Source organism: Gilliamella sp. wkB7, assembly GCF_001693435.1.
Taxonomy (GTDB): Bacteria; Pseudomonadota; Gammaproteobacteria; order Enterobacterales; family Orbaceae; genus Gilliamella; species Gilliamella apicola_N.
On record NZ_CM004509.1, the window covers coordinates 565043 to 591321 of the forward strand.

21 protein-coding genes are annotated in these 26279 nt (G+C 33.3%); 6 read left to right on the top strand and 15 right to left on the bottom strand.

All coding sequences use genetic code 11. The annotated features are described in order from the left end of the window. Positions 1–3 precede the first annotated feature (3 nt). The 7 genes from A9G17_RS02455 to A9G17_RS02485 all read right to left on the bottom strand — a co-directional run bounded on the left by A9G17_RS02455 (position 4) and on the right by A9G17_RS02485 (position 15177). Entirely contained in the window at positions 4–1410 is a 1407-nt protein-coding gene (locus A9G17_RS02455; protein ID WP_065737344.1) for a hypothetical protein, read from the bottom strand. Then, positions 1407–4301 (bottom strand): toxin VasX, encoded by a 2895-nt coding sequence (locus A9G17_RS02460; protein ID WP_141677547.1) that lies wholly within the window; start codon positions 4299–4301, stop codon positions 1407–1409. Before A9G17_RS02460 ends, A9G17_RS02455 begins: the two co-directional genes overlap by 4 nt. Positions 4302–4383: 82 nt before the next feature. Then, complete coding sequence (locus A9G17_RS02465) at positions 4384–5100, bottom strand: hypothetical protein (RefSeq protein WP_065737346.1); 717 nt, start codon at positions 5098–5100, stop codon at positions 4384–4386. 32 nt (positions 5101–5132) lie between these two features. Beyond that, the gene (locus tag A9G17_RS02470) at positions 5133–9431 is read right to left on the bottom strand and encodes a toxin VasX (RefSeq protein WP_141677548.1); all 4299 of its coding nucleotides are present in this window, start codon (positions 9429–9431) and stop codon (positions 5133–5135) included. Positions 9432–9461: 30 nt separating this feature from the next. Next, positions 9462–10361, bottom strand: coding sequence for a hypothetical protein (locus A9G17_RS02475; RefSeq protein WP_065737348.1), 900 nt, complete (start codon positions 10359–10361; stop codon positions 9462–9464). Continuing rightward, complete coding sequence (locus A9G17_RS02480; protein WP_065737349.1) at positions 10361–12727, bottom strand: type VI secretion system Vgr family protein; 2367 nt, start codon at positions 12725–12727, stop codon at positions 10361–10363. The genes A9G17_RS02475 and A9G17_RS02480 overlap by 1 nt, the downstream gene beginning before the upstream one ends. A gap of 623 nt (positions 12728–13350) precedes the next feature. Continuing rightward, positions 13351–15177, bottom strand: coding sequence for a DUF3413 domain-containing protein (locus A9G17_RS02485; protein WP_081301644.1), 1827 nt, complete (start codon positions 15175–15177; stop codon positions 13351–13353). 135 nt (positions 15178–15312) lie between these two features. On the opposite strand from A9G17_RS02485, the gene A9G17_RS02490 reads away from it, so the two are divergent. From A9G17_RS02490 to A9G17_RS02500, 3 genes are all read left to right on the top strand, one after another. Further along, positions 15313–17085, top strand: coding sequence for an AAA family ATPase (locus tag A9G17_RS02490; protein ID WP_218059741.1), 1773 nt, complete (start codon positions 15313–15315; stop codon positions 17083–17085). A gap of 148 nt (positions 17086–17233) precedes the next feature. After that, positions 17234–17755: a bifunctional 3-hydroxydecanoyl-ACP dehydratase/trans-2-decenoyl-ACP isomerase gene (fabA, locus tag A9G17_RS02495; RefSeq protein ID WP_065737351.1), complete on the top strand. Its 522-nt coding sequence runs from the start codon at positions 17234–17236 to the stop codon at positions 17753–17755. A gap of 274 nt (positions 17756–18029) precedes the next feature. Continuing rightward, complete coding sequence (locus tag A9G17_RS02500; RefSeq protein WP_065737352.1) at positions 18030–18515, top strand: thermonuclease family protein; 486 nt, start codon at positions 18030–18032, stop codon at positions 18513–18515. A gap of 17 nt (positions 18516–18532) precedes the next feature. On the opposite strand, the gene A9G17_RS02505 is transcribed toward A9G17_RS02500, so the two are convergent. From A9G17_RS02505 to A9G17_RS02520, 4 genes are all read right to left on the bottom strand, one after another. Then, on the bottom strand, positions 18533–18796 hold the full coding sequence (locus A9G17_RS02505) for a DUF5339 domain-containing protein (RefSeq protein ID WP_065737353.1): 264 nt from the start codon (positions 18794–18796) through the stop codon (positions 18533–18535). Between the two features lie 158 nt (positions 18797–18954). Further along, a complete protein-coding gene (gene cspE / locus A9G17_RS02510) occupies positions 18955–19164 on the bottom strand; it encodes a transcription antiterminator/RNA stability regulator CspE (protein ID WP_065737354.1) in 210 nt (69 codons plus the stop codon). A 310-nt stretch (positions 19165–19474) separates the two neighbouring features. Continuing rightward, entirely contained in the window at positions 19475–20284 is an 810-nt protein-coding gene (proC, locus tag A9G17_RS02515) for a pyrroline-5-carboxylate reductase (RefSeq protein WP_065737355.1), read from the bottom strand. Positions 20285–20410: 126 nt separating this feature from the next. Further along, positions 20411–21355, bottom strand: coding sequence for a type IV pilus twitching motility protein PilT (locus tag A9G17_RS02520; RefSeq protein ID WP_065737356.1), 945 nt, complete (start codon positions 21353–21355; stop codon positions 20411–20413). 36 nt (positions 21356–21391) lie between these two features. Between A9G17_RS02520 and A9G17_RS02525 the strand changes: the two genes are divergently transcribed. After that, positions 21392–22093, top strand: coding sequence for a YggS family pyridoxal phosphate-dependent enzyme (locus A9G17_RS02525; RefSeq protein ID WP_065737357.1), 702 nt, complete (start codon positions 21392–21394; stop codon positions 22091–22093). A 37-nt stretch (positions 22094–22130) separates the two neighbouring features. Continuing rightward, positions 22131–22688 (top strand): YggT family protein, encoded by a 558-nt coding sequence (locus A9G17_RS02530; protein ID WP_065737358.1) that lies wholly within the window; start codon positions 22131–22133, stop codon positions 22686–22688. A 39-nt stretch (positions 22689–22727) separates the two neighbouring features. Here the strand turns inward: A9G17_RS02530 and A9G17_RS02535 are convergent, their stop codons facing one another. The 4 genes from A9G17_RS02535 to corA all read right to left on the bottom strand — a co-directional run bounded on the left by A9G17_RS02535 (position 22728) and on the right by corA (position 25511). After that, complete coding sequence (locus A9G17_RS02535) at positions 22728–23150, bottom strand: YcgN family cysteine cluster protein (protein WP_065737359.1); 423 nt, start codon at positions 23148–23150, stop codon at positions 22728–22730. After that, positions 23147–23341 (bottom strand): YcgL domain-containing protein, encoded by a 195-nt coding sequence (locus A9G17_RS02540; RefSeq protein WP_442903423.1) that lies wholly within the window; start codon positions 23339–23341, stop codon positions 23147–23149. The genes A9G17_RS02535 and A9G17_RS02540 overlap by 4 nt, the downstream gene beginning before the upstream one ends. Before the next feature lie 73 nt (positions 23342–23414). Continuing rightward, positions 23415–24374, bottom strand: coding sequence for a glucokinase (locus tag A9G17_RS02545; RefSeq protein ID WP_039127669.1), 960 nt, complete (start codon positions 24372–24374; stop codon positions 23415–23417). A gap of 195 nt (positions 24375–24569) precedes the next feature. Then, complete coding sequence (gene corA, locus A9G17_RS02550) at positions 24570–25511, bottom strand: magnesium/cobalt transporter CorA (RefSeq protein WP_039127672.1); 942 nt, start codon at positions 25509–25511, stop codon at positions 24570–24572. 218 nt (positions 25512–25729) lie between these two features. Between corA and A9G17_RS02555 the strand changes: the two genes are divergently transcribed. Continuing rightward, positions 25730–26251, top strand: a complete 522-nt coding sequence (locus tag A9G17_RS02555; protein ID WP_039127675.1) for a single-stranded DNA-binding protein — start codon at positions 25730–25732, stop codon at positions 26249–26251. Positions 26252–26279 lie beyond the last annotated feature (28 nt).

Consider the following 26279-nt stretch of genomic DNA (forward strand, 5'->3'; position numbering starts at 1 on the left):
ATTTTAAAAACCCATCACAAGGGAGTGATGATTTTTATAAGTGTAATAAATCATCAATGGTGGGTTGTCAATAATTTTATTTTGACTATTTTGCGACGTTTGACCTTTCGGCCAATAATTTAATTGTAAATAAATCTCTTCAATACTTAGATAACAAAATTCGCCCACCTTATAAAAAACTTGAAAATAATTCAATTCATTATTTTCTGAATCAGTTGCTTTTTTATATAATTCAATTCTTCCTACTTTGCTTGGAACTAACGTTGTAGGCAAATCAGCCGGTTTCAAAGGTTCTTGACGTTTTATCAATAAATCTTCTGGTGAACCGTTGGCAAACTCCAAAATTGGAAATTCCTTACCTTTTGTAATTTTTAAAGCAACGGTTTCTTGATTATTTCTATCAAAAAACCTTAACATACCTTTATATTCACTTTGTTTTTCATCATAATTTGGTAAAATAAATGAAATATAAATTTCCCGACACAAGTGTGCAATACTTGTAGGTCCTGTGGGTCGACCCGATTTAGTTTGCTTGTCATTATGAAGTTTAGTTTGTTTGTACAAACGCATCTGTTCTTGGTAATAAATCGGTTTTTCTTGTAATTGTATTACTGCATGTAGATTAATTAAAGCAGCCATAAAGTCATTAATTTCCAGTGCCATACTATCAAATGTCTCAGCATAAGCGATGCCTTTATCTGATGATTTGGTGCCAAACAAGCAGTTATTAAACCAGATTTGCATTTTATTCCAATCGTCTGATTCATCTTTATATATTGATTGGATAATCGCTATGGCAAGTTGTGCCACCAATGCAAAAACAAAAATCGCTACGCCAATAGGTCCGCTGAATATAGATATGGATAACATTAAGCCTATCGATTGTGCTAAGCTAGCAATCCCCGATATAACCTGTAAACCACCTGCGATACATAAAGCTGTACCAACCGCTCCACTTTTTTGCATCCCTTTTGCAAAAAGGAAGCATCCTTCAGCAATGGAAATCACACTGCTAATTATGCCCATAACACCTACAGCACCAGCTGAGATTTTAAATACACCATTAACTAACGTGCTTAAACTTGCCCGGTTGGTAATAAATGTTCTGACAGCTTGACTCAGCGTTAAATCAGCAAATTTAAGCAATTCATTTATGGTATTTGTGAATCCCGCCACAACTTTATAAAAACCGAACTGTACATCACGCTTAATTTCATAGCGTATTGTTTCACCAATCGAATTATCTTCTAATTTTTTTAAATTTTCCTGATATTGGATATAAGTCACACCTGCTTGTAATCCAGCTGTTAACAACTGACTGCTAGCAATACCAACACTTATGGCATTCACTCTTGTGGTAGGATTTAATCCTGCGTTTTTAACTGAATTTAAAATAGATTCTCCATTCATTTTTTTAATATTATTATAGCTTTGAATGAATATTTTTTTAAATCTTTAAATGGGAACCTCATTACCGATGGATCGCCTAAAAAATAGCGGCACACTGCACGGTAAAATGTCCTACCACTAGCCAGGATTCTTGGTGCATTCGCCACTTCAGCTATTTTATTGGCCAAATCCATATAATTCAATCTACGTTCAACAACATCCCAGTCAGTTTTGGCTTGTTGACTACTGTCGGATACCGTATAATCAAACGTTGGTAATGGAGTGGCACTGTGGGATAACGGCTCAAAATAAGTCTGTATTGAATTTAATTCAAGGGCCGGGATGTTTTGTAACTGTAAATATAATATTAATTCCCCATTAACAATTAGACCACTTTCAATCATGAGTTTTTTGGCATTTTGTTTGATCAAACTGTCTTTTTGTGTTTCAGCTTTCTCAGTAGGGCGATTAGTTATCCCTGAAGATACCCGTGTTAATAACATGGAGTAAAGCGTTAACATTAATTGACCTTTTTCACTGAAAAAACTCTCATCCAATTGGTTTTGGGACTGCTCAGCTTCAAGTTCTTGTAAAATGATTTTAGTTTGTTGTTGTCGTTCCTGTTCTGCTTTCAGCTGGTTTTCTTCCTGCTGTTGCAGATGTTTTTTAATTTCTTCATTATTAGTTTTATGCATTAATTGTGGTTGGAATTCAGAAATTGTCGACAATTCATCTTCCATAATTTTAAGACGTTTATGTAAAACAAGTTCCCAAAAACTGCCTTTTTTACCGTCAATAATATGATAAAGCAGACTATTTTTGTTATTTAGTAATGAATCCCATACGGCTGTTTGTTCTTCGGTTTTAATGCCGCCTAAATAAGCAAAATCAATTAAGGCTAAAAAATCGGTTAGATATCCAACATGGTTATTGGATGCATTGGTATCACACTCAATCAGCCAAAATTCACAATCATTAAACTTATTGATTGATTTTGGTGCATATTCTGAACACCCCTCATACCCAAATAGCCATGTTAAATAATAAAAATAATCTTGTGAAAAATTTGATATTGACTCCAAAATAGCATTGTAATCCGCTTTATCTTCCTCAAGAAACTGTCTCTCTTTTTCCAAATCAAGTAAATTATCATATTTAGCTCGTTCTTTCGCAATTTTTTCTTTAGTAGCTTGTCCAACTGTATTATCTAATCGAAATTTTCGAACATCTAAATAACGAACTTGAGATCCTGGTGGTCGCTTAGCTTTTACATCTTCCAGATGCTTTTGCTTTTCTTCCGCACTCATAGGAATTTCAATATAACCTTGAGCTAAATAAGCGTTGACTCCTTTCCAACTTGTTCGTTCAGGTTCGCCACGAAAAATCACCTCTGTAAGATATTCGTAATGAATAATATCTTTGGCTTGGGATATCTCTATCGATTCAATTTGGTTTCGATAATCATTAATAAGTGATAATGTTTTACGTAGGTGAAGACGCTCTTCACTAAAATACTTGCTTTTAGCAACTGAAGTTTTCTCTATCGCATGGTAAGCTGGCTTATAGTCTTCTATGTCAGAAGTCTTTTCCTCTGATTTTTCTATATTTTCATCAAGACTTTCCTTGAGTTTTTCATCTAACCGTTTATTGGATTCAAATAATTTTCTAAAGTGCTCATCTATTTTTTTATTATATATTTCTTCCGCTCTTACAACCGATTGTGCTATCGGTTCAATTTTTAATTGACGCTGTAGACTTAATTCTTCAGCAATACCAAATGGATCTTCAACAATAACTACCGGTACAACATATTTGCCTGATTGTTGGAATTTTTCAATCTGGTCTCTCAATTTAGTAGATTCAGCCTCATATTCATATTCTACGCCGTTTCCTTTTTCTGCGCCTTTTCCTTTACGGTCGCGTAGTGAATTGAATTTATGGGCGGTTATAAAGGTGTTTTCGTCTTGGATTAACTCTTTTTGTTTGTCCTCATCATTATTTTCATTATCATTATGCACTATCATTTTTGGATCAACGGCTAATTCTAATAATGAATTTGAATTTAATAATGATTTTTCAGATTCTAACGATTTTAATCTAAAACTGCGTTTCCCCCCTTCAGTAAGCTTATCAGGATCTTTGTAAGACTCTTCATTCAAATTTATTTTGGTAAAGCGTTTTAATGCAGTATCTAACTCAATCGTTTTTGTGTTGCGTTCAACCACTTGAGCTGCTTCATCTTGCGATTCAGATGAATCTTGCTCTTTCTTAGAGGGTAAATCGATGGTAAGGGAAGATTCGTTCATCAATTTAAGGTATTTTTCAATTGTGCTGTTTTTCCCTTGTGACCAAGCTCTGCGAGTATAGGCTATATAGGCCTCTCCCTCATACACACTGGTATCTATATTAATAAAAGAACCGGGTATATGATGATTATTGCCGTCTTTAGTACAATCTGTAGGAATTTCTTTAACATTGCGTTCTTTAACATCGGTAATGGTTTTATGACGAAATACTCCTGATGGAGTGACTTCATATCCCATGAATTCCCAACCTTTTTGTTTATGTTTAACTAGAATATAAACATAACCTACCCGTAAGGTTCGATACACATATTTATGAGTAATTAAATCCACTTCCGGTTCACGATTGTCCTCAGAGAGTTTTTTCTCAGCAATACCAATATTATGTTTTGATATAAAAGTTGCACTAACCGGTGCTTTTCGGACTAAAAAAATCGGAAAACCTTTACGTTCACATACACCACAGTTGCCATTGGCTAAAGGTGAATGAGAATCCTTTCCTTTATCCAGTTCACCATAAATTATTCTATCTTCTAAATCTTCTGCTTTTTTTTGTTTTTCTTTACTTATTGTTTCTGTTTGTTCAGTATTTTCTAAATTACCGGTCATTGTTTCTTCCATTATTCATTCTTATTTATAGAAGACTCGTTACAAATATTGCAGTTGTTAATTGGATAATTTTTTTCATCATTTATTCTTTATCAGTTAATAATTCTCCAGAAGGTTTTTTAAGAAAATAAGCGGATGAATCTTGATATAGTTTGCCATCTTTGCCTTTTATATACAGTAAGCTCTGAGGGTATGTAACATCTGGCAAGCGCACGGAACTAGAACCATATAATGTTTTGAGTTTATTTTGATTATTAATTACCCATTCTGGAGTGTTTACTACTTGATAATTGATTTTTACTGTAATTTGCGTTTCATTATAACCGCTCAAACCTCGTTCATACGTTTTTTCGCTCACATCTCTGACTTTAATCACTTTTATTGGACCATAGCAAAAAGCATTATTGTAAATTGTGTATCCACTTGGTGTTTTGTTAAAAAAAGAATATAAATATTCTTGCCCCAACTCGGTCAAATCATAATGGTAGAGTCTTTCCTCACTTTCAACGGGCTGACGAGTTAATAAGCCTATTTCTGCAAATAAGGGTAATGTTTTAATTAATTTAGCTTTATTCCAACCTTCCCATTGAGTATCTTCGTTTGAAGGAAGAATATCTGTATAAGGAAATTTTACAGACCCCAAATAAAAACAGAAATTTCCTTTGATTTTGAGGTTAGTTTGAACTCTATCATACATATTTTGAGCTGATTTTTTGAACTCCTCTTTATTATAGGTATCACAACCCAAAAGAAGACTCGTTACAAATATTGCGGTTGTTAATTGGATAATTTTTTTCATTATGCGCTTCCTTATAGGTTAAAAACCGCTTACTAGGCGTGAGGATTTTTATAAGTGTAATAAATCATCAATGGTGGGTTGTTGACAATTTTATTTTGGCTATTTTGTGACGTTTGACCTTTTGGCCAATAATTTAATTGTAAATAAAGCTCTTTAATACTCAAATAACAAAATTCACCCACTTTATAAAAAACTTGAAAATAATTCAATTCATTCTCTTCCGAGTCAGTTGCTTTTTTATATGACTCAATTCGTCCAACTTTTCTTGGAATTAAATCTTCATCATCATCAACAGGTTCTAGGGGTATCTGCCGTTTTATCAGTAAATCTTCTGGTGAATCGTTAACAAACTCCAAAATTGGAAATTCATCACCATTGGTAATTTTCAGCGCCACGGTTTCTTGATTATTTCTATCAAAAAATCTTAACATACCTTCATATTCACTTTGGTTTTCATCATAATTTGGTAAAATAAATGAGATATAAATTTCCCGACACAAGTGTGCAATATTTGTAGGTCCTGTGGGTCGACCCGAATTAGTTTGCTTGTCATTATAAAGTTTAGTTTGTTTGTACAAACGCATCTGTTCTTGGTAATAAATCGGTTGTTCTTCTAACTGTATTACTGCATCTAGATTAATCAAAGCAGCCATAAAGTCATTAATTTCCAGTGCCATACCATCAAAGGTCTCAGCATAAGCGATGCCTTTATCTGATGATTTGGTGCCAAACAAGCAGTTATTAAACCAGATTTGCATTTTATCCCAATCATCTGATTCATCTTTAAATATTAATTGGATAATTGCTACGGCAAGTTGTGCCACCAATGCGAACACAAAAATCGCCACGCCAATAGGCCCGCTGAATATAGATATGGATAACATTAAGCCTATCGATTGTGCTAAGCTAGCTATCCCCGATATAACCTGTAAACCACCTGCGATACATAAAGCTGTACCAACAGCACCACTTTTTTGCATTCCTTTAGCAAAAAGGAAGCATCCTTCAGTAATGGAAATCACACTGCTAATTATGCCCATAACACCCACAGCACCAGCTGAGATTTTAAATACACCATTAACTAACGTGCTTAAACTTGCCCGGTTGGTAATAAATGTTCTGACAGCTTGACTCAGCGTTAAATCAGCAAATTTAAGCAATTCATTTATGGCATTTGTGAATCCCGCCACAACTTTATAAAAACCAAACTGTACATCACGCTTAATTTCATAGCGTATTGTTTCGCCAATCGAGTTATCTTCTAATTTTTTTAAATTTTCCTGATATTGGATATAAGTAACACCTGCTTGTAATCCAGCTGTTAACAACTGACTGCTAGCAAGACTAACACTTATGGCATTCACTCTGGTGGTAGGATTTAATCCTGCGTTTTTAACTGAATTTAAAATAGATTCTCCATTCATTTTTTTAATATTATTATAGCTTTGAATGAATATCTTTTTTAAATCTTTAACTGGGAACCTCATTACCGATGGATCGCGTAAAATATAGCGGTACACTGCACGGAAAAATGTCCTACCACTGGCCAGAATTTTTGGTGCATTCGCCACTTCAACTATTTTATTGGCCATATCTATATAATTCAAAGTACGGTCAACAGCATCCCAGTCAGTTTCGGCTTGTTGACTACTGTCCGATACCGTATAATCAAACGTTGGTAATGGAGTGGCACTGTGGGATAACGGCTCAAAATAAGTCTGTATTGAATTTAATTCAAGAGCTGGGATGTTTTGTAACTGTAAATATAATATTAATTCCCCATTAATAATTAGGCCACTTTCAATCATGAGTTTTTTGGCATTTTGTTTAATCAAACTGTCTTTTTGTGTTTCAGCTTTTTCAGTAGGGCGATTAGTTATTCCTGAAGATACACGTGTTAATAACATGGAGTAAAGCGTTAGCATTAATTGACCTTTTTCACTGAAAAAACTCTCATCCAATTGATTTTGGGGCTGTTCAGCTTCAAGTTCTTGTAAAATGATTTTAGTTTGTTGTTGTCGCTCCTGCTCTGCTTTCAGTTGGTTTTCTTCCTGCTGTTGCAGATGTTTTTTAATTTCTTCATTATTGGTTTCATGCGTTAATTGTGGTTGGAATTCAGAAATTGTCGACAGTTCATCTTCCATAATTTTAAGACGTTTATGTAAAACAAGTTCCCAAAAACTGCCTTTTTTACCGTCAATAATATGATAAAGCAGACTATTTTTGTTATTTAGTAATGTATCCCATACGGCTGTTTGTTCTTCGGTCTTAATGCCGCCTAAATAAGCAAAATCAATTAAGGCTAAAAAATCGGTTAGATACCCAACATGGTTATTGGATGCATTGGTATCACACTCAATCAGCCAAAATTCACAATCATTAAACTTATTGATTGATTTTGGTGCATATTCTGAACAACCCTCAAACCCAAATAGCCATGTTAAATAATAAAAATAATCTTGTGAAAAATTTGATATTGACTCCAAAATAGCATTGTAATCCGCTTTATCTTCCTCAAGAAACTTTCTTTCTTTTTCCAAATCAAGTAAATTATCATATTTAGCTCGTTCTTTCGCAATTTTTTCTTTAGTAGCTTGTAGAATAGTATTATCACATCGGAACGCTCGAACATCTTCATAAGAAAGGTATGATTTATCTTGTCCTTTTTGCTTCTTTTCCAGTTGTTTACGCTTTTCTTCTTCACTCAAGGTGATTTCGATAAGTCCTTGATTTAGATATTCTTCTGAATTTAGCCAAGTATATGTTTCCATTCTATTTTCTACGTTCGCTTCAATAATATAATCATAATAAATAATATCTTTGGCTTGGGATATCTCTATCGATTCAATTTGGTTTCGATAATCATTAATAAGTGATAATGTTTTACGTAGGTGAAGACGCTCTTCACTAAAATACTTGCTTTTAGCAACTGAAGTTTTCTCTATCGCATGGTAAACTGGCTTATAGTCTTCTATGTCAGAAGTCTTTTCCTCTGACTTTTCTATATTTTCATCAAGACTTTCCTTGAGTTTTTCATCTAACCGTTTATTAGATTCAAATAATTTTCTAAAGTGCTCATCTATTTTTTTATTATATATTTCTTCCGCTCTTACAACCGATTGTGCTATCGGTTCAATTTTTAACTGACGCTGTAGACTTAATTCTTCAGCAATACCAAATGGATCTTCAACAATAACTACCGGTACAACATATTTGCCTGATTGTTCAAATTTCTTAATCTGTTCGACCAATTTACTAGATTTAGCCTCATATTCATATTCTACGCCGTCTCCTTTTTCTACGCCTTTTCCTTTACGGTCGCGTAGTGAATTGAATTTATGGGCAGTTATAAAGGTGTTTCTATCTGGAATTAACTCTTTTTGATTGTTCTCATCATTATTTTCATTATCATTATGCACTATCATTTTTGGATCAACGGCTAATTCTAATAATGAATTTGATTCTAATAATGAATTTGACTCTAATAATGATTTTTCAGAGTCTAACGATTTTAATCTAAAACTGCGTTTCCCCCCTTCAGTAAGCTTATCAGGATCTTTGTAAGACTCTTCATTCAAATTTATTTTGGTAAAGCGTTTTAATGCAGTATCTAACTCAATCGTTTTTGTGTTGCGTTCAACGACTTGAGCTGCTTGATCTTGTGATTCAGATGAATCTTGCTCTTTCTTAGAGGGTAAATCGATGGTAAGGGAAGATTCGTTCATCAATTTAAGGTATTTTTCAATTGTGCTGTTTTTCCCTTGTGACCAAGCTCTGCGAGTATAGGCTATATAGGCCTCTCCCTCATACACACTGGTATCTATATTAATAAAAGAACCGGGTATATGATGATTATTGCCGTCTTTAGTACAATCTGTAGGAATTTCTTTAACATTGCGTTCTTTAACATCGGTAATGGTTTTATGACGAAATACTCCTGATGGAGTGACTTCATATCCCATAAATTCCCAACCTTTTTGTTTATGTTTGACTAGAATATAAACATAACCTACCCGTAAGGTTCGATACACATATTTATGAGTAATTAAATCCACTTCCGGTTCACGATTGTCGTCAGAGAGTTTTTTCTCAGCGAGACCAATATTATGAGCTGATATAAAAGATGCACTAACCGGTGCTTTTCGGACTAAAAAAATCGGAAAACCTTTACGTTCACATACACCACAGTTGCCATTGGCTAAAGGTGAATGAGAATCCTTTCCTTTATCCAGTTCACCATAAATTATTCTATCTTCTAAATCTTCTGCTTTTTTTTGTTTTTCTTTACTTATTGTTTCTGTTTGTTCTGTATTTTCTAAATTACCGGTCATTGTTTCTTCCATTATTCATTCTTATTTATTTTAGTTTTTTATCGATAAAAACTCTTGTCTATCTATCGCTTGAAATCTTTCTGCTAAGCTTCCTTCATTTAACTTAGCTTGATCTATAGCCATTTTTAACGTGCTATTACTCAGTAGATTACCATAACGAAGTGTCATTATTGTGAAAGTTCGTTGATCATTTAAATTGGTTAAACCGTAAGAGCAAGCTCTGTGATAAGCTCTGGCCAAATCGAGTAAATTAATTTGGGTAGTTTCTTTATCAAGTTTTATATAAATATTTGCTTGTGATAAATAGATATCAAAAATCTTTTTGATATGTTGATTATAAAATTTTGCATCTTCACTCAAAAAGATCGTTGATGGATTCGGTTTGTAACCTAAATTATTGATCGTTTCGATAGTTTTATTAACGGTTAAATAACTGTAACTCACAAAACTGCTCAATAAATCAGCCAAAAATTCTGGGCAGATTAGATTACCTTGATGCAACAATTGCATCCGAAACGGCTCATAAAAAGGGACAAATATTGATCCTAAAAACTGAGTTAAATGCATACCAATTTCAGATAAAATTTTAGCCACAATTTTAGGCTCATATTGACTCACTAGCCAGCAACATACATAACGTTTGCTTTGCAATATCTCACCTTTTGCCTCAATCAAACTAAAATGTAGTAATCGGTTTTCAAGCTCTTGGTTTGGTTTACCAAGCGTTACTAATTGCGGGCAAGCGTCTAAGTCATAAGCTAAATCTTTTCTGACAACTGGTGTAACGGCTTGTTCGCCATATAAATCTTTTATATTATTTAACCCAACAAAATCAAGTTCACTTACCGATGTGAGTGGATCAAGCAATAAGTAACGATAATATTTTTGGTTATTTTCATTATCTAGCAGAGCAATTAATTGTTGCTTCATTACCCTTTCTCCTTACATGTACTACCTGCTGGTAATTCAGGTAAACTGCCATTGTAACTTAATGGACTTATCACACCAAAGCTAGCAACATGCGCTTCAATATCACCAGGAGCCATAAATTTTATAGTGCCGTTTTCCAATACAATACCAACACCGTCACACGCAAGAGTAAGTTTTTTGTTTGCTGAGATAATGACTTCACTGTCAGTACTTGTAATTTTCATATTTTGTTTAGAAGTTAATAGCATTTCTTCATTTTGTGCTTGGATATCTACATTACCTTTTGATGCAAATATTTTTATACCCATAGCATTGGCAAAAAGGCTAATCATATTGCCAGCGGTTACCATAAAACGTTTAAAGGCGTTAACATCAATACTGCTTTGCGCTGTTTGAATAATGTTTTCACCCGCAGTTTGTTGGATAGAACTTGGAGTCACATCAGCTATCCCAGAAGGTGAGTAAGTTAATATTCCTGGTTGCTTTAATTCTTGTAAGCTTTGTTCAAATAGCTGTTTTTGTGTTTGTAAATCAGAAAGTTCGGCTTGAGCCGCTTGTGCCAATTCATTGAGCCTTTTCACCATTTCACTGGCTTGTGCAAGCTCACTAATGGCACTATCCATTTGTAACTGTTTATTACCCGCTTTTACTTGTTCTTCACTGGTTATGTATAACCCTTTACCTGCTCTTATCGCCCCCCATTCATCGGTACGTAGCTCTAACCCACTACCTCGCTGTTCTTTTTTTTCATTAACCAGATGACCAAGGTTAAGTTGAGTTTTGCCGAATTCTGTTGCCAGTTTTATATGCTCTTGCCCGCGTTTGTCATCCATTCGCAGTTTATTATTAGCTGGAGTGCGTATCACATTGCGATGTTTGTTGATAGTGGTAACATGGTCTGGATGGCTACTGTCATGCATAGCATGAGCAATATAAGGACGATCTGGATTACCATTAGTGAACGCTACGGCGACTTCAGTGGAATCAATAAGGGGAAAATGAAAGCCATATGTATCACCAGCATACGGTTTTGCCAATCTGACCCATAAACTTTCCTCACCTTTTTTCCAATTTTTTAAATCAAAATTGAATTTAATACGATAGCGGCCTTGGGTATCAATATAACCATAAGTATCATCATTAGGACTTGTTACCCTTGCAGGTAAGGTGCCACTTACTTGTGGCCATGGCAATGGTGCAGGACGATACGGTTTAAGTCCATCATAAGGTATAGCCGTGAATTGTGTTTGATAAGAATCAGTTCGATTACCCGTACAATTGGTCGAAACAATAATAATACCGTCTTTTATATCTGCAATTGGACAATCTTCAATTGTGATATGTTGACCAGGAATGAGTTTATAGTCATTACATTTGCCCGAAATAATGAGTTGTTCGCTCATGTAATGTTGATGTCTTATATGTGCATACCAACTACCACTTTCAACTGTCTGTGCATCGCCGAGCGATTTATGATGCTCTTCGTAACGATAATCTTCACCACGGGTAGTAGTATCATTTGGTTGACTGTTATCACTGCCATAAAGTGAACTGTCAGCCATACGATAATTGTAATCATTAACACTAACTTGGTTAGGTTTTGTTTTACTACTGAATTGTAAATCCCATACACTATATCGCTGACTGTCATTTAAACCATTTGGTTGCTTAATAATAGTACTTCCAGCATCTTGGTATCCTTGTTCATAATCACTGATGACGATAGTATCGCAATTATGTTCTAAATGAGTACTAATATAAAAATAAGCACCTATGTCTGCCAGTAGTCGTTGAATGAAAGCTAAATCACTTTCTTGCCACTGAGTAATAAATTCTCGAATAGGATAGGTTTGGTTTAATTCGAAGCGAAAATCAACACCTGTAAAATTATGATTACGCAAAACCTCTTCCACAACATCGATCACACTTTTATTTTGGAATATTGCGCTTTGATGGTTGTTAGCCAGTAATGCTATTCGTGGTTCAAGTATGACTTGATAATGTGCTTCATCATTGCTAATTGAAATTAAACTAAACTCAGTGATAACACCATAGATGGTTTTGGGTTTGTCACTTGCTATTGATGAACCGATGTTAATCAATTCACTAGGTAAATTGGCAGGGTGAAAAGTCAATGAGGCAAATTGACTAAGCACAGATGCAATAGCGATTTGTTTATTTTGGCTAGTAAAATGTATGGTATACTGCCAAGGTTGATTTAGATGTTCATGACCTTCTATCGATAATATTGAAATTTGAGAAGTTTCAATATTTTCAATTGATAGAGAATAGTTATTATGTGAAAAATTACTAACTAAAGAAGAAAAGCTATCGGCAACTACTCCTTTTATCTCCTTTATATCCATGTTGGGATCCTTGGTTAATTCAAAAAACGGTTGATATAGTCCAATTAAATATTATTTAATCAAAAAACAAACAGATGATATAAATAATACACAACCTCAAATTGGACGGTCAATGATTTTGTAAATTTTTTTTACATTTTGTTAATAATTTGATAGCTAATATTAAAAATAATTCTTGTGATCATGACGTTATTTGAGTAAATGAATTGAGCTTTTAATTTATAAAATTAATAAAGTTAAAGTTCTCATGAACATCAAAAGCTCTAATTTCAGCCACTTATATCTGATTCATTAATTTTATCAATTAAAAATTCAACAATTTGCTTTAATAAATAATTTTTCTATCTATCAATGCGCATTATTGAGGCTTTAATTGTCAATTTTATCGGTTTTTGAATGAAATTCTTATTCAGAATTTTTGATTGGCTTATTGTTTATTTGTAAAAAAGAACCATAATTAAACGGTTCTTTGTTAATGATTTATATGGATGGATATTAAATATTTTATTTGTGATCTCGTTTTTAACAAAATTAAATCTGAAATTTGAAGAACAATTTTTTTAATTAAGAAGTGATTAATTATTTTTTTACTTAAATAAATCCGTTCTCTTTAATCTAAACTGTTAATTGTCCACTACCATAAAACGTCGATTCTCGGTAACAATTTGTAAAAAGATAGGTAAGCTGATTTTTTCATTTTTCAATTGTTTACCCGTTAAATCATAAACTTTAGAACGACCATATTCATCGATGACAATAGTTTTATCTTTATAAAGTGCGGCAATTTTATTTTCATTACCTGCAATAATCCATTGTTTCGAGATTTGACTAAATAAATTATTACCCTGACTATATTTTTGTGGAGATGTTGTTACATTAAATGCATCTTGCATCAATGTCGGCAATATATCTATTTGTGAGGTAATATGATTAACTTTAAGACTTTCTTTACCTGGCCAAGAAATAATTAATGGTACTTTTAGATATTCTCGATTAAAGTTATTAACATCATTACGTAAAGCTGTTTTTTTAACTTTATCAACTTTTATGTCGTTAGTTCCTGCAATAATAATAATAGTATTATCAAATAGGTTTGACTGTTTTAAATGATCAATTATTGATTTTAAATATTGATCGAGCTTCATCGCATTGGATTCTAATTCAGCTATTGGCATTTTTTTATTTTTGTTACCCAGAGAGTATTGGATAACAGAAAACAATGGCGCATGGTTATTTAACTCATTTTGTTTAGCATACCATGTGATCCAATTATCTGTTGTCTGTTTGTTATTCTTTTTTATAGGATCAGGTAAGGTAAAATTAGACAATAATGCATAACGATAAAGAGGTTCCGAAAATCCTTCTGTTGAAAATAAGCCTAAGTTATAGTGCTGCTGGTTGACTACTTCAAATAAAATAGATGTTTTATGACTGGTTAAAATACTGTTGTAATAATTTGGATCTAAACCATAAAATAGTGAAAAATCGTTTAAATAAGCTTGATTGCTTGAAGCATAATTATTACCAAAGTAAATATTACTTTTTGCAAAGTCATTTAACCACGGCATATTTTCCGTCAGTAAACTATAGTTCCAACCATCAATAACTATCATAAGCACATTTTTTTTCGATAATTGTGTATCGTCAAAAGTAATGCGATCTAATGGATATTCAATTGCAAGTGCAAACGGATTGCCTTCTTGAGTAATACGATTGCGATAGTCATTTTCTTCTATAAAACCATAACGTTCAAGAAAATGCCGAGCTGTCAACGGGTAAGAAAGAGGCAAACTTGACCGTTGCATGGTTATTGGCCTATAAAAGTTGGCATCAGCCCAAATATGAATTAAGTGGGAAGAGACAAAACTTAGCATAAAAAGAATGACTATAGGCCTAGCAAAACATTTTCGCTTACTTAAACTGCGTAATTTTTTCCAACTCCATGTTGCAAACAATATTTCTAAAAGTAGAATGAATGGAATAATAATCAGGTTAGTACTTAAAAATGAGGCTTTTTGCGTTGTTAACAGTCGCCAAATCGATAAATTAAGATGCATTCTAAATTGCGTAAACACTTCAATATCAATTAGAAGTAGTGCAATACCCAATGTTGCAATGATTATGGCAATCATTCGTTGCCAACAAGCCGAACGAATAAAAAAGCTTAACGGAAAAAGTAAGATCAGATAAACAATAAATGTTAAAAAACTGAAGTGACCAATTGCGCTAATAATTGCATAAAATCGTCCCATAAAAGTACGAGGCCAATCAGCGATAAATAAATATTGACTTCCCAAAGCAATTACGACAAATACATTAAACAATGTAAACCAATGACCCCAACTGACAATTTGTGTGGTCTGTTCATCTTTGAAGTGGTTACTTTTAAGTTTGAGCATATTTAATCGTTGGTAATGATGAGATGGTAAGTACATATTAATTTGTGGCATAGTTTACCTGATTTTAAAAAATCTTTCTGTAATTTTTTTATTCGTTAGCATAAAGATTTAGGTAACTTGTTGGCGTTATAATCGATACTTGTTATAATTCCCAGATCTATTCAGCTAACAATAAAGACTATAACTTTGGCAATTACACAACTTAAATCACAACACATCCAACCTGATTTAACAAAAATTTCTGCATTGAGTACCCAAGTAGATACAACCAGATTGGTGTCAGATAAATCAGCCCATTTACTTAAATGGCAACCTCGCATTGCTTCGGCTTTATCTTTGTTATCTCCGCATACAAGAACAAATTATAGTCCACGATTTATGCTACTAAAAGCACCTGAAAGTGAACTTTTATTTTCTTTACTTGAGCAAGCGGTTAAATCTGATTTGTCATCATCAGAATTAGGCTACAGCTATTTTTTCAATGAAAATAAAATCACACTGAACAAAGCAAAAAGTAAGCAAGATAATTTTGCCGTTCAAGATAGTTGTTTAGCTGTTTCCGCTGTCGATTCTGAAAAGCTTTTTGGTTGCGTCAGACAACCTGAAAATGGTCAGATTAAGCTACAAGCAGGTTTAGTTCATCAAATTAATGGTGGCATTTTAATTTTAGGGCTACGCTCATTACTAAGCCAACCAGAGCTTTGGATAAAGTTAAAACAGATGGTCATTAAACAAGAATTTGAATGGTTTTCGTCTGATGAATCACACCCGTTACCATTGTCTATTCCTCCTATGCCTCTAGATTTGCGTGTTATTTTTGTTGGTGATAGATTAAGTTTAGCTGAGTTGCAAGATTTTGAACCAGAGTTTTATGCAACCTCAATCTATACTGAGTTTGAAAATGAATTACCAGTAAAATCAATAGAAAATATTGAACAATGGGTTGATTACTTAAAATTTATTGCTGATAAGCAACAGTTGCCTAATATTGATAATTCAGCGATTGGTAAACTTTATAAAGAAGCGACCCGCTATACAGGCGATCAATATTATTTACCCCTTTCAGTAGATTGGATTAATTCTGTTTTGGTGAATGCGACACATTTTTCACAAAATAATGCTATAAATGAATTTGCTGTTACCCAAGCAATAAAACAAAAATCTTGGCATGAAGCTTATTTGCAAGAAAGATTACATGATGAAATCTTTACTAATCAAATTATGATTAACACAAAAGATCAAGTTGTGGGTCAAGTTAATGGATTATCGGTAATTGAATATCCTGGATACCCAAAAGCAATTGGCGAGCCAACACGCTTAAGCTGCCTTATTCATTTTGGGGATGGAGAATTTATTGATATTGAGCGGAAAACTGATTTAGCGGGCAGTATCCATTCTAAAGGCATGATGATTATGCAGGCTTTTATAATGTCTGAATTTGCTATTAATCATCAGATCCCTTTTTCCACATCATTAGTGTTTGAGCAGTCTTATAATGAAATTGATGGAGATAGTGCATCTCTTGCTGGACTTTGCGCAATAATAAGCGCATTATCAGAGCAAGCCATCGATCAGCAATTGGCAGTCACTGGGTCAGTTGATCAGTTTGGCCATGTACAATCTATTGGCGGTGTAAATGAAAAAATTGAAGGGTTTTTTGCTGTTTGCAAACATCAAGGCTTAACTGGGCAACAAGGTGTGATTATCCCTGCGACCAATCAACGTCATTTAAGTTTAAATGATGAAGTTATTGAAGCAATTGAAAAAGAGCAGTTTTCAATTTGGACAGTTGAGCATATCGCTGATGCACTCTATCTGCTTACAGGTATGCCTTATAAAGATAGCAGTAGCATCAATTTGTATAAACTGATTCATGCTCGTATGCAATCAGTACTAATACAAGACAAAAAGCGTGATAGCTGGCTTAGTAAATGGCAAAAATATTGCAAAAAACAATAATACCTAATAAACTTTATCTTAGCATTTAATTGATTAATAAGTTAAAATTAAGTGTGTTATTCGCTTTTAGGTTTTTTTTAAAGCATGGCTCTTAATAATTTAATTTTGTTTGCCACGCATGTAATTACATAAGATAAAGGGTTTTTCTATGACATTTGAACGTAAATCTTCGTATGATAAAGCAGATCTGATTAAATCAGGTAATAATGAATTATTTGGTCATGATGGCCCTCCATTACCGTCTGATTTAATGCTAATGATGGATCGCATTATCGAAATGAATGAAGATGGTGGTAATTTTGGTAAAGGTTATGTTGAGGCAGAACTTGATATTAATCCCGATTTATGGTTTTTTAAATGTCATTTCAAAAATGATCCAGTAATGCCTGGCTGTCTTGGTCTTGACGCTATGTGGCAATTAGTTGGGTTTTATTTAGGCTGGATTGGCGGTAAAGGTAAAGGTCGTGCTTTAGGTGTGGGCGAAGTTAAATTTAAAGGTCAAATACTTCCAATCAATAAAAAAGTTACTTACAAAATTCATTTTAAACGTGTTATTAACCGTAAATTAATTATGGGTATTGGCGATGGTGAAGTTTTTGTTGATGGAAAATTAATTTACGAAGCAACTGATTTAAAAGTGGGTCTTTTTAAAGATACAAGTGAATTTTAAATTACTTTGACTTTCTATTCTTATATTTGCTCAAAATATAAGAATAGAATACCGAATTTATTCAGTTAGCTTTATAAACTATTGTCACACTGGTGGTTATGCTTTATTAATGTAATTTAATAATATTTTTATGTGAGTGATTTTTATAAAACAAAATTTAAAGATAGATTCACAATAATGCAAAATGCCTTACAATTTTCAATAAGTCATATCGCTAACTCATCACTTTACCCGTCTACTTTTAATAATTAACTTTTTTGATCTAGTATAATTTATGATTTTCTTAAAACGTTTTTTTATTTTTTTTATTTTATCTTTTTTTTTAAATAGTTTCGTTTACGCTGATTTCAGTGGCAAAGTCGTAAAAGTTATCGATGGCGATACAGTTGATATATTAACCATTAAGAAACAAAAAATTCGTGTTCGTTTACTTGATATCGATGCACCAGAAAGCAATCAAGCTTATGGCAATAAGTCGAAGCAATATTTAGCCTCACTTATCGCAGGTAAAAAAGTTTTTGTAAAGTCGAGCAAGAAAGATATTTATAAAAGAACATTAGGCACTATTTTCTTAAATAAGGTAAATATAAATGCCAAAATGGTTGAAAGTGGCTATGCTTGGGCTTATCGTTATAAAGGCGTGGCTAATAATAAATTGATGGTTAAAATTGAAGCAAAGGCTAAGCAAAGCAAAAAAGGACTATGGAAAGATAAAAAACCTATAGCCCCTTGGGATTTTCGACGTAATAATAAACGTTAAATTTTTCTACCAGAATTCTATTTATCGATTTGTTTAAGTAATTCTAAACCTTGAGCACAAGCAGCAACTTGTTTATCTTCCGGCAAAGCAATAATTTCTTGTTTTGCTTTTTCAAGGTTTTGTTTTATTATGTCGAGTATTTCTTTATTAAAGGTATTTTCAGGCATATTTTTATAAATATTTTCTACTTTATCAAAATATACTTTACATGATTCTGGTATATCTGCTGTTGCAGCAGAACAGAAACCCAACATTACCACAGTTAATATTAACTTTTTCATTGTTTGCCTTTGTGATCTTCTAATAGTTATTAAAATTTTTCTTGAAAATGATACTTTATGATTTCTAGCGGAAGATAAGGTAAGATTTGGAATATAACGTTGATCGGTGATATCTATCTTACCAGTAATAATTTACTGATAAGATAAGCAGATGAAGATTAGATCACAGTAACGTCTGCAGCAGCAGGACCACGTGGGCTATCTTGAATAGAGAATTCTACTTGTTGACCTTCACCTAATGTTTTAAATCCGTCACCAGAAATTGCAGAGAAATGTACAAACACATCTTTGCTACCATCAGCAGGGGAAATAAAACCAAAACCTTTACTTTCGTTGAACCATTTTACTTGACCAGTAATCTTAGACATAATAATCTTCCTATAAATAAATAATTTAATCTCAGCCATTTAAGGCTATACTCATAAAACATAAAACTTAGACTACTTATTAACACTGATAAGAAGAGACTGAAGAAAACCAATACCTGAGTTAAAGTAAACTACAACTACATATATCTAAATGTTACAAAATAAATCCGCATGTCATATGCTGGAAGCTATTTACTCATAATTAGTTAACTAATGCAAGCAATCTTTTATAATAATTGTTAATAATAGCAAAATAAACTAAATCATAATATTACATTAATAACATAACAATATAATTTATTTTGATAAATTAGTTTTCAGCCATTGACTGAGATTTTTTTATTGTTGCTTCTACTGCATCAATAACTGCCGCTCTAAAACCTTTTTCTTCTAGCGCATGGACGCCTTCAATGGTTGTACCAGCAGGAGAACAAACCATGTCCTTAAGCTCGCCAGGATGTTTACCTGTTTCAAGCAACAATTTTGCAGATCCCATAACCGCTTGAGCAGCAAATTTATAAGCTTGTTTTCTTGATAATCCGCCTTTAACTGCGCCATCAGCTAAAGCTTCAATAAACATAAAAACAAATGCAGGTGAAGAACCACTTGCACCAATAACCGCATCAATTAAATATTCTGGCACAACTTCAGTTTCACCAATACAATTTAAAAGTTCTTGTACTATTGTTAACTCCTCATCGGTAACTTCGGTATTGGGTGTGATAGAGCACATGGCGGCGTTAACTAATGCTGGTGTATTTGGCATTACTCGGATAATTTTTTGCTCATAACCAATACTTTTCGCAATTGTTTTAATTGTCACTCCAGCAGCGATTGAGACAACTATCGTATTCTTTTTTAATTCTTTTTGAATATCACTAAGAACATCAACAATAACATTAGGTTTTACAGCAACAAAAACGATATCTGACTCTCGAGCTACGTCTTTTGCTGATGTTAAATTATTCACTCCGTGAGATTTATTTAAATCTTCACCTTTTTCTGGATGAGTATCATAAACATAAATTTGCGTGCCTGGTACAATATTACTCACTAAAATACCTTGTAATATAGCATTACCCATATTACCTAAACCAATCAAACCAATACGCTGTTCCATTTGTATACTCCTATGAATGTAAGTTAAATTGATTATAGATTATTTTTTTAATAAAACCCAAAATTTATCTTTCTATTAATTCTGATTCTTAAATAAAATCTTTCACAATATAACTTTTAAGCTTTATTAAAAACTTTTTGGCATTACTTGCATACCATATTGTTGTCCTGTTTGCATAAGTGATAAAATTTGTTTGATTTTGCCTTCATTAATTAAATTACTGATTGCTGGTGTATTAATCAATATTTCAAATAGCGCTTTACGATCATTATTATGACGTATTAGCTTTTGACTTATGATAGCTTTCAAGCAGTTAGAGAGTTGGCTACGAATAAAATCACGAGAATTACCTTCAAAGACATCGATAATGCGATTGATACTTTGGACAGCAGAGTTAGTATGCAAAGTGGCAAAAACCAAATGACCTGTTTCTGCGGCAGTCAATGCAGCTTGAATTGATGATTTATTGCGTAACTCACCCAATAAAATTATATCTGGATCTTGCCTTAATAAACTATCAATAGCTTGATCAAAATCGGCTATTTCACGTTGCTGAATTAACGATTTATCATTTTTATAAATATATTCTATAGGATCTTCAAGCGTAATAATATGTTTGGCAATTGTCGTATTAATATACTGAATCAATGCGGCTAAAGTAGTGGATTTACCACTACCGGTTGCTCCTGTCACAAGGATGATGCCTGATTCATTTTTTACAAGTTCGCTAAAAATAGCGGGAGCATCAATATCAGACAATGTAGGAATACGATGATTAATCACCCGAAACACGGCTGAAATACCACGGTGTTGATAAAAAATATTAACTCTAAATCGCCCTATTTTACTCAAATCATAAGCAAAATCTATTTGCCTATGTTGCTGTAGAACTTTTTTTTGGGATTCATTCAATAAACCAAATAACGCTATTTCAAGTGTGTTTGGTATTAGTTTATCAGCATTTAAAAACTGTAATTGCCCATTAATACGAACGTAAGGCGCTTCACCGCTTGAAAGGTGCAAATCCGAAGCATTTTGCGTTACACTAAGAGCCAACATTGAGTTTAACATTAAATTCTACCTATTAATTATCCTTTGGGAATTAACATGAATACAGTACAAGAAAATTTACTTAATATTAAAAATGAAATTGAAAAAATTGCTAAAGAATGCGGAAGAGATTCCAATACAATACAACTTATTGCAGTTAGTAAAACCAAACCTGTCGAGCAAATTATGGAAGCAATTAATGCTGGTCAATTAGCTTTTGGTGAAAATTATGTGCAAGAAGGAATTGAAAAGATTCAGTATTTCGAAAAGAACATGCCAAATAATGATTTAAAATGGCATTTCATAGGTCCATTACAATCAAATAAAAGTAAATTAGTTGCTGAACACTTTGATTGGATGCACACCATTGATCGATTCAAAATAGCACAAAGATTAAGTGATCAACGTCCAAACCATATGGCTAAATTGAATGTGTTGATTCAAGTTAATATTAGTCAAGAAGCCAGTAAATCCGGAGTAAAACCTGAAGAGGTTACGGAGTTGGTCAAGCAGATTGTTGCCTTACCTAATCTGAATCTACGAGGATTAATGGCAATCCCTGAAATTGAAAATGACTATGATAAGCAACTTAATGTATTTACTAAGATGCAACAACTCTTGCATTCATTACAGAAAGATTATCCATTTATGGATACATTATCTATGGGCATGAGTGGCGATATGCCGGCTGCCATTAGTGCAGGTAGTACTATGGTTCGCATTGGTACGGCTATCTTTGGTGCACGGCAGTATTTGTGATATATTGACTAAATATCTTTATTTTGAGGAATTTTAAATGACATCGATTCTCTTTTTAGGGAAAACTGTATTAACCTTTTGTTTGTATGTTTTGATTTTAAGGTTATGGATGCAACGTGTGCGCGTAAATTTTTATAATCCTTTTACCCAATTTATCGTCAAAATAACGCAACCTATCATTGGTCCATTACGTAAAGTTATTCCGTCAATTGGCCGAATTGATACTGCTACATGGATCCTTTTATATCTATTTGCAGTTATTAAAATTATTTTTGTTTTGTACTTTAACTTAACTAACACTCCAATATTTTCTATTGAATATCTGTTATATGCTGTCGCCGCAATAGTTCATGATGCCGGGAATCTTTTATTTTGGTTATTGCTATTTCGCGCGATTTTAAGTTGGGTAAGTAGAGGGCAATCTGGAGCCGATGAATTATTAGCTCAATTAACTGAACCGTTTATAGCTCCTATCCGTCGTATTGTACCACCTCTTGGTATAATTGATATCTCGTTCATGATTTTTGTGTTTATTTTAATGTTTTTAAATATGCTCGCTTTTGATATTGTGGGCTATCTATGGATTTTACTTTAAGTTTTCTTAAACTAATAAAGGGAGCAATTGCTCCCTTTATTATAGAATATGATCTTCCCAACAAATCACATCTTTTTCATACACAATGCGATTTTTAACTGAAATTTTTAGCTTGTGCATAAGCTTTTTATTTCCCATTATAAGAGGATGCCATTCAGGTAACTGCCCTGTTTCTGAAAAATAACGATAAGTACAGGTTAATGGTAACCATTCAATGGTCAGAAGATTTTCTCGCGTCAATTTAATGCAATCAGGCTCATAGGCAAAACGATTATGATAATGCCTGCATTGGCAAGTTTTAGAATCAAGCAAATTGCATGCAACATTGGTATATAATATTTCGCCAGTATCTTCGTCCTGTAATTTGTTTAAGCAACACTGACCACAACCGTCACAAAGTTGTTCCCACTCATCATCACTCATTTGTTCTAAGGTTTTGTGTTCCCAAAATGGCTCAATCATACTTTGAAATCGTCTTCTTTTAACATTTGTAAGAAAAAACCATCCGTTTTAATTCTTTCTTCTATTTCTTGTGCAGTACCCACCACAAATTGACGTTTACCATCAAGAAGTACTTTCATTACAAACACTGGAGCACCAAAAATAGACATTATTTTTTCCGGAATCGCAGAAAAATTATTTTTATTTTCCATGTACAAATAACAATTTTCTTTTTTAGTACTTCGGTAAATATAACACCACATCATAGAATAGGACCTTACTCAATTATTTAAGACTATTTTGTAAATAAACACCTGCGCCAAATAGACCTGGATCTTCATGTGTTATCACATAAACAGGAACTTTTTTGACTAAAAATGACATACGGCCTTTATGTTCAAAAGCCGCTCTAAATGGGGATGCTTTAAAAAATTCAATAAATCGCGGTACAATACCACCAGCAATATAAACACCACCTTGCGTATTAAGCGTTAAAGCTAAATTACCACCAAAGCGCCCCATAAAAGTACAAAAATAGGTAAGCGTCTGTAAACAAATTGGGCAACTATTGTCTAATGCTTTTTTAACAACAACATCAGGTGTAATATCTTGTTGTGGTTGATTATTAATTTGTAATAAAGCTTGATAAATATTGACAATGCCATTACCGGATAAAAAGCGTTCTGTTGAAACACGACCAAATTTTTTACGTAATTGGGCTAAAATCCGATCTTCATCTTCACTGGTCATCGGTAATTCAGTATGCCCCCCCTCTCCTGGCAGACTAATCCACCGCTCATTAACTTTGATTAAATGCGATACACCAAGTCCGGTGCCTGCTCCATAAATCGCAATTGGATAATTTAAATCAGGTTCATCACCACCAATTTTTACTAAATCTTGTTTCGTTAATTTAGGAATTGAAGTCGATACAGCCGTAAAATCATTAATTACTTCAAGTTTAGTCAGATTTAATTCTTTAATAAGTTCTGAACGTGAAAATGACAAATGATTATTTGTCATATTGATGATATCTTCATTATCAATTGGACAAGCAATTGCGATGCAAGCCATACTAATTTTGACTGCTTGTGTTTGCAAGTAATCCTTGATTAAATTTAATAAAACATCATTTTTGGAAAGAACAACCTTAGTAACCCCTGATAGTTCGTTAGTTGCTAAATTATAAAGTGCAAATCTGGCATTGGTTCCACCAATATCCGTAACTAGTGCATGTTGATTCATGTTATTCCCTTCTGTAAAAATTAATTCTTTTCTTTAAATAGCAAGCATTACATTTATTTGTTAAAGAAAGTAAAACGGTCAATGTGATTAACTAGTTACATTAAGTTAATTCCCTTAACTGATTATTACTCCAATAAACACTTGTGCTAACTCAGTCAGCAGATAAATATTTTAAATATTGTAAGTAAATAACAATTATAGCCACTTCTTAAGTTTAAAATAAATATAAGGTGCAACCCCTGCAAGTAACATCAATAACAACGAAAATGGATAACCATATTCCCATTTCAATTCTGGCATATTTTCAAAGTTCATACCATAAGCTGAGGCCACCACTGTCGGAGGTAAAAATACAACAGACACAACCGAAAATATTTTAATAATTCGGCTTTGCTCAATATTGATGAAGCTAGTTGCTGCTTGCATTAAAAAATTTACTTTCTGAAATAATGATTCATTATGTGGAACAAGTGACTCAATATCGCGAATAACCTCTCGAGCTTGTTCTAATTGATCGGCTGGCATCTTAGCACGGCGTACTACATAATTAACGGCACGTTGACTATCCATTAAACAGAGTCTTACTTTCCATGCAGTGTCTTCAAGTTCGGCTAATGATGTAATTGCTTCATCATAATGTTCTTGAGATGAACGATCCATGATAATTAAGCTTAATTCTTCCAGTTCACTATAAATATTCTCGATTTGGTCAGCTAATTGTTCAACTTTAACTTCAAATAGGTCAAGTAATACTTCATACGGGTTCCCATCGTTCATCCCCTGATAACGTGAACGCATTCGATACAAACGAAATGCAGGTAAATCACGCTCACGTAAAGTAAACAGTCGACCATTATGTACAGTAAATGCAACCGTCGAGTTACCTGCACGATCTTCTGCATCTTCATAAAAGAAGAATGAGTGCACATGTAAGCCTTCGTTGTCTTCAAAAAAACGGGCTGACGCTTCGATATCATCCAATTCAATACTCGTTGCTAAGTTTTGTCCTAAATGTGTTAAAACAAAATCGCGATCGGCTTCTTCTGGTTCAATTAAATCAATCCATGTCGCATTATTTATATCGTTTTCATTAATTTTTACTAATTGTTTGTTTTTTAATCCAAACGCATTAATCATAAGGACTCCTGTAGTGGGGGAACGTTTTATTACAATACGTTAACAAATGGTAGGCATTATACTCGTTATAGCTACAAATTCCTATGTCTAAGCCAATCTTTCTACACATTTACAAAATGGGATAAAAATTCCATTATTAAATTAAATTCGCTGATATTACTACTGTCTCATGCTACAATACGCCACTTAAATACTTATGCAATTTTTAGGAGTTTATAATGGCAAACCGAGGAATAAATAAAGTCATTTTAGTTGGTAATTTAGGACAAGATCCTGAAGTCCGTTACATGCCAAATGGAAATGCTGTAGCTAATTTTAGTGTAGCAACCTCAGAATCATGGAAAGATAAACAAACTGGTGAAACCCGTGATCGCACTGAATGGCATCGAGTTGTCGTTTTTGGTAAATTAGCCGAAATTGCTGGTGAATACATCAAAAAAGGTACTCAAGTTTATCTTGAAGGGCAGCTACAAACTCGAAAATGGCAAGACCAATCAGGACAAGATCGTTACACGACAGAAGTAGTCATTAATCCTATCGGTGGAACTTTACAAATTCTAGGCTCACGTGCAAACAATAATGATAGTTATGATGATGGCTCTCAAAATTGGGGGCAAAGTGCCAATAATATTTCATCGGCACCGGCTGCACCATCTCGTCAACCAAATAAAAATGCGCCTGCACCACAACCTAAAGCACCAGAACCACCAATGGATTTTGATGACGACATTCCATTCTAGAATTTACATACATAAATTTTGTAAAAAT

Coding starts and splice junctions, on each gene's coding strand:
- A9G17_RS02535 (WP_065737359.1), bottom strand. CDS start 23,150: ATGATTGAGCCATTTTGGGAACACAAAACCTTAGAACAAATGAGTGAT.
- A9G17_RS02465 (WP_065737346.1), bottom strand. CDS start 5,100: ATGAAAAAAATTATCCAATTAACAACCGCAATATTTGTAACGAGTCTT.
- fabA (WP_065737351.1), top strand. CDS start 17,234: ATGACATTTGAACGTAAATCTTCGTATGATAAAGCAGATCTGATTAAA.
- A9G17_RS02520 (WP_065737356.1), bottom strand. CDS start 21,355: ATGTTAAACTCAATGTTGGCTCTTAGTGTAACGCAAAATGCTTCGGAT.
- A9G17_RS02475 (WP_065737348.1), bottom strand. CDS start 10,361: ATGAAGCAACAATTAATTGCTCTGCTAGATAATGAAAATAACCAAAAA.
- A9G17_RS02505 (WP_065737353.1), bottom strand. CDS start 18,796: ATGAAAAAGTTAATATTAACTGTGGTAATGTTGGGTTTCTGTTCTGCT.
- A9G17_RS02460 (WP_141677547.1), bottom strand. CDS start 4,301: ATGACCGGTAATTTAGAAAATACTGAACAAACAGAAACAATAAGTAAA.
- corA (WP_039127672.1), bottom strand. CDS start 25,511: ATGATTAATGCGTTTGGATTAAAAAACAAACAATTAGTAAAAATTAAT.
- A9G17_RS02455 (WP_065737344.1), bottom strand. CDS start 1,410: ATGAATGGAGAATCTATTTTAAATTCAGTTAAAAACGCAGGATTAAAT.
- A9G17_RS02530 (WP_065737358.1), top strand. CDS start 22,131: ATGACATCGATTCTCTTTTTAGGGAAAACTGTATTAACCTTTTGTTTG.
- A9G17_RS02485 (WP_081301644.1), bottom strand. CDS start 15,177: ATGCCACAAATTAATATGTACTTACCATCTCATCATTACCAACGATTA.
- A9G17_RS02540 (WP_442903423.1), bottom strand. CDS start 23,341: ATGGAAAATAAAAATAATTTTTCTGCGATTCCGGAAAAAATAATGTCT.
- A9G17_RS02480 (WP_065737349.1), bottom strand. CDS start 12,727: ATGGATATAAAGGAGATAAAAGGAGTAGTTGCCGATAGCTTTTCTTCT.
- cspE (WP_065737354.1), bottom strand. CDS start 19,164: ATGTCTAAGATTACTGGTCAAGTAAAATGGTTCAACGAAAGTAAAGGT.
- A9G17_RS02470 (WP_141677548.1), bottom strand. CDS start 9,431: ATGACCGGTAATTTAGAAAATACAGAACAAACAGAAACAATAAGTAAA.
- proC (WP_065737355.1), bottom strand. CDS start 20,284: ATGGAACAGCGTATTGGTTTGATTGGTTTAGGTAATATGGGTAATGCT.
- A9G17_RS02545 (WP_039127669.1), bottom strand. CDS start 24,374: ATGAATCAACATGCACTAGTTACGGATATTGGTGGAACCAATGCCAGA.
- A9G17_RS02555 (WP_039127675.1), top strand. CDS start 25,730: ATGGCAAACCGAGGAATAAATAAAGTCATTTTAGTTGGTAATTTAGGA.
- A9G17_RS02525 (WP_065737357.1), top strand. CDS start 21,392: ATGAATACAGTACAAGAAAATTTACTTAATATTAAAAATGAAATTGAA.
- A9G17_RS02500 (WP_065737352.1), top strand. CDS start 18,030: ATGATTTTCTTAAAACGTTTTTTTATTTTTTTTATTTTATCTTTTTTT.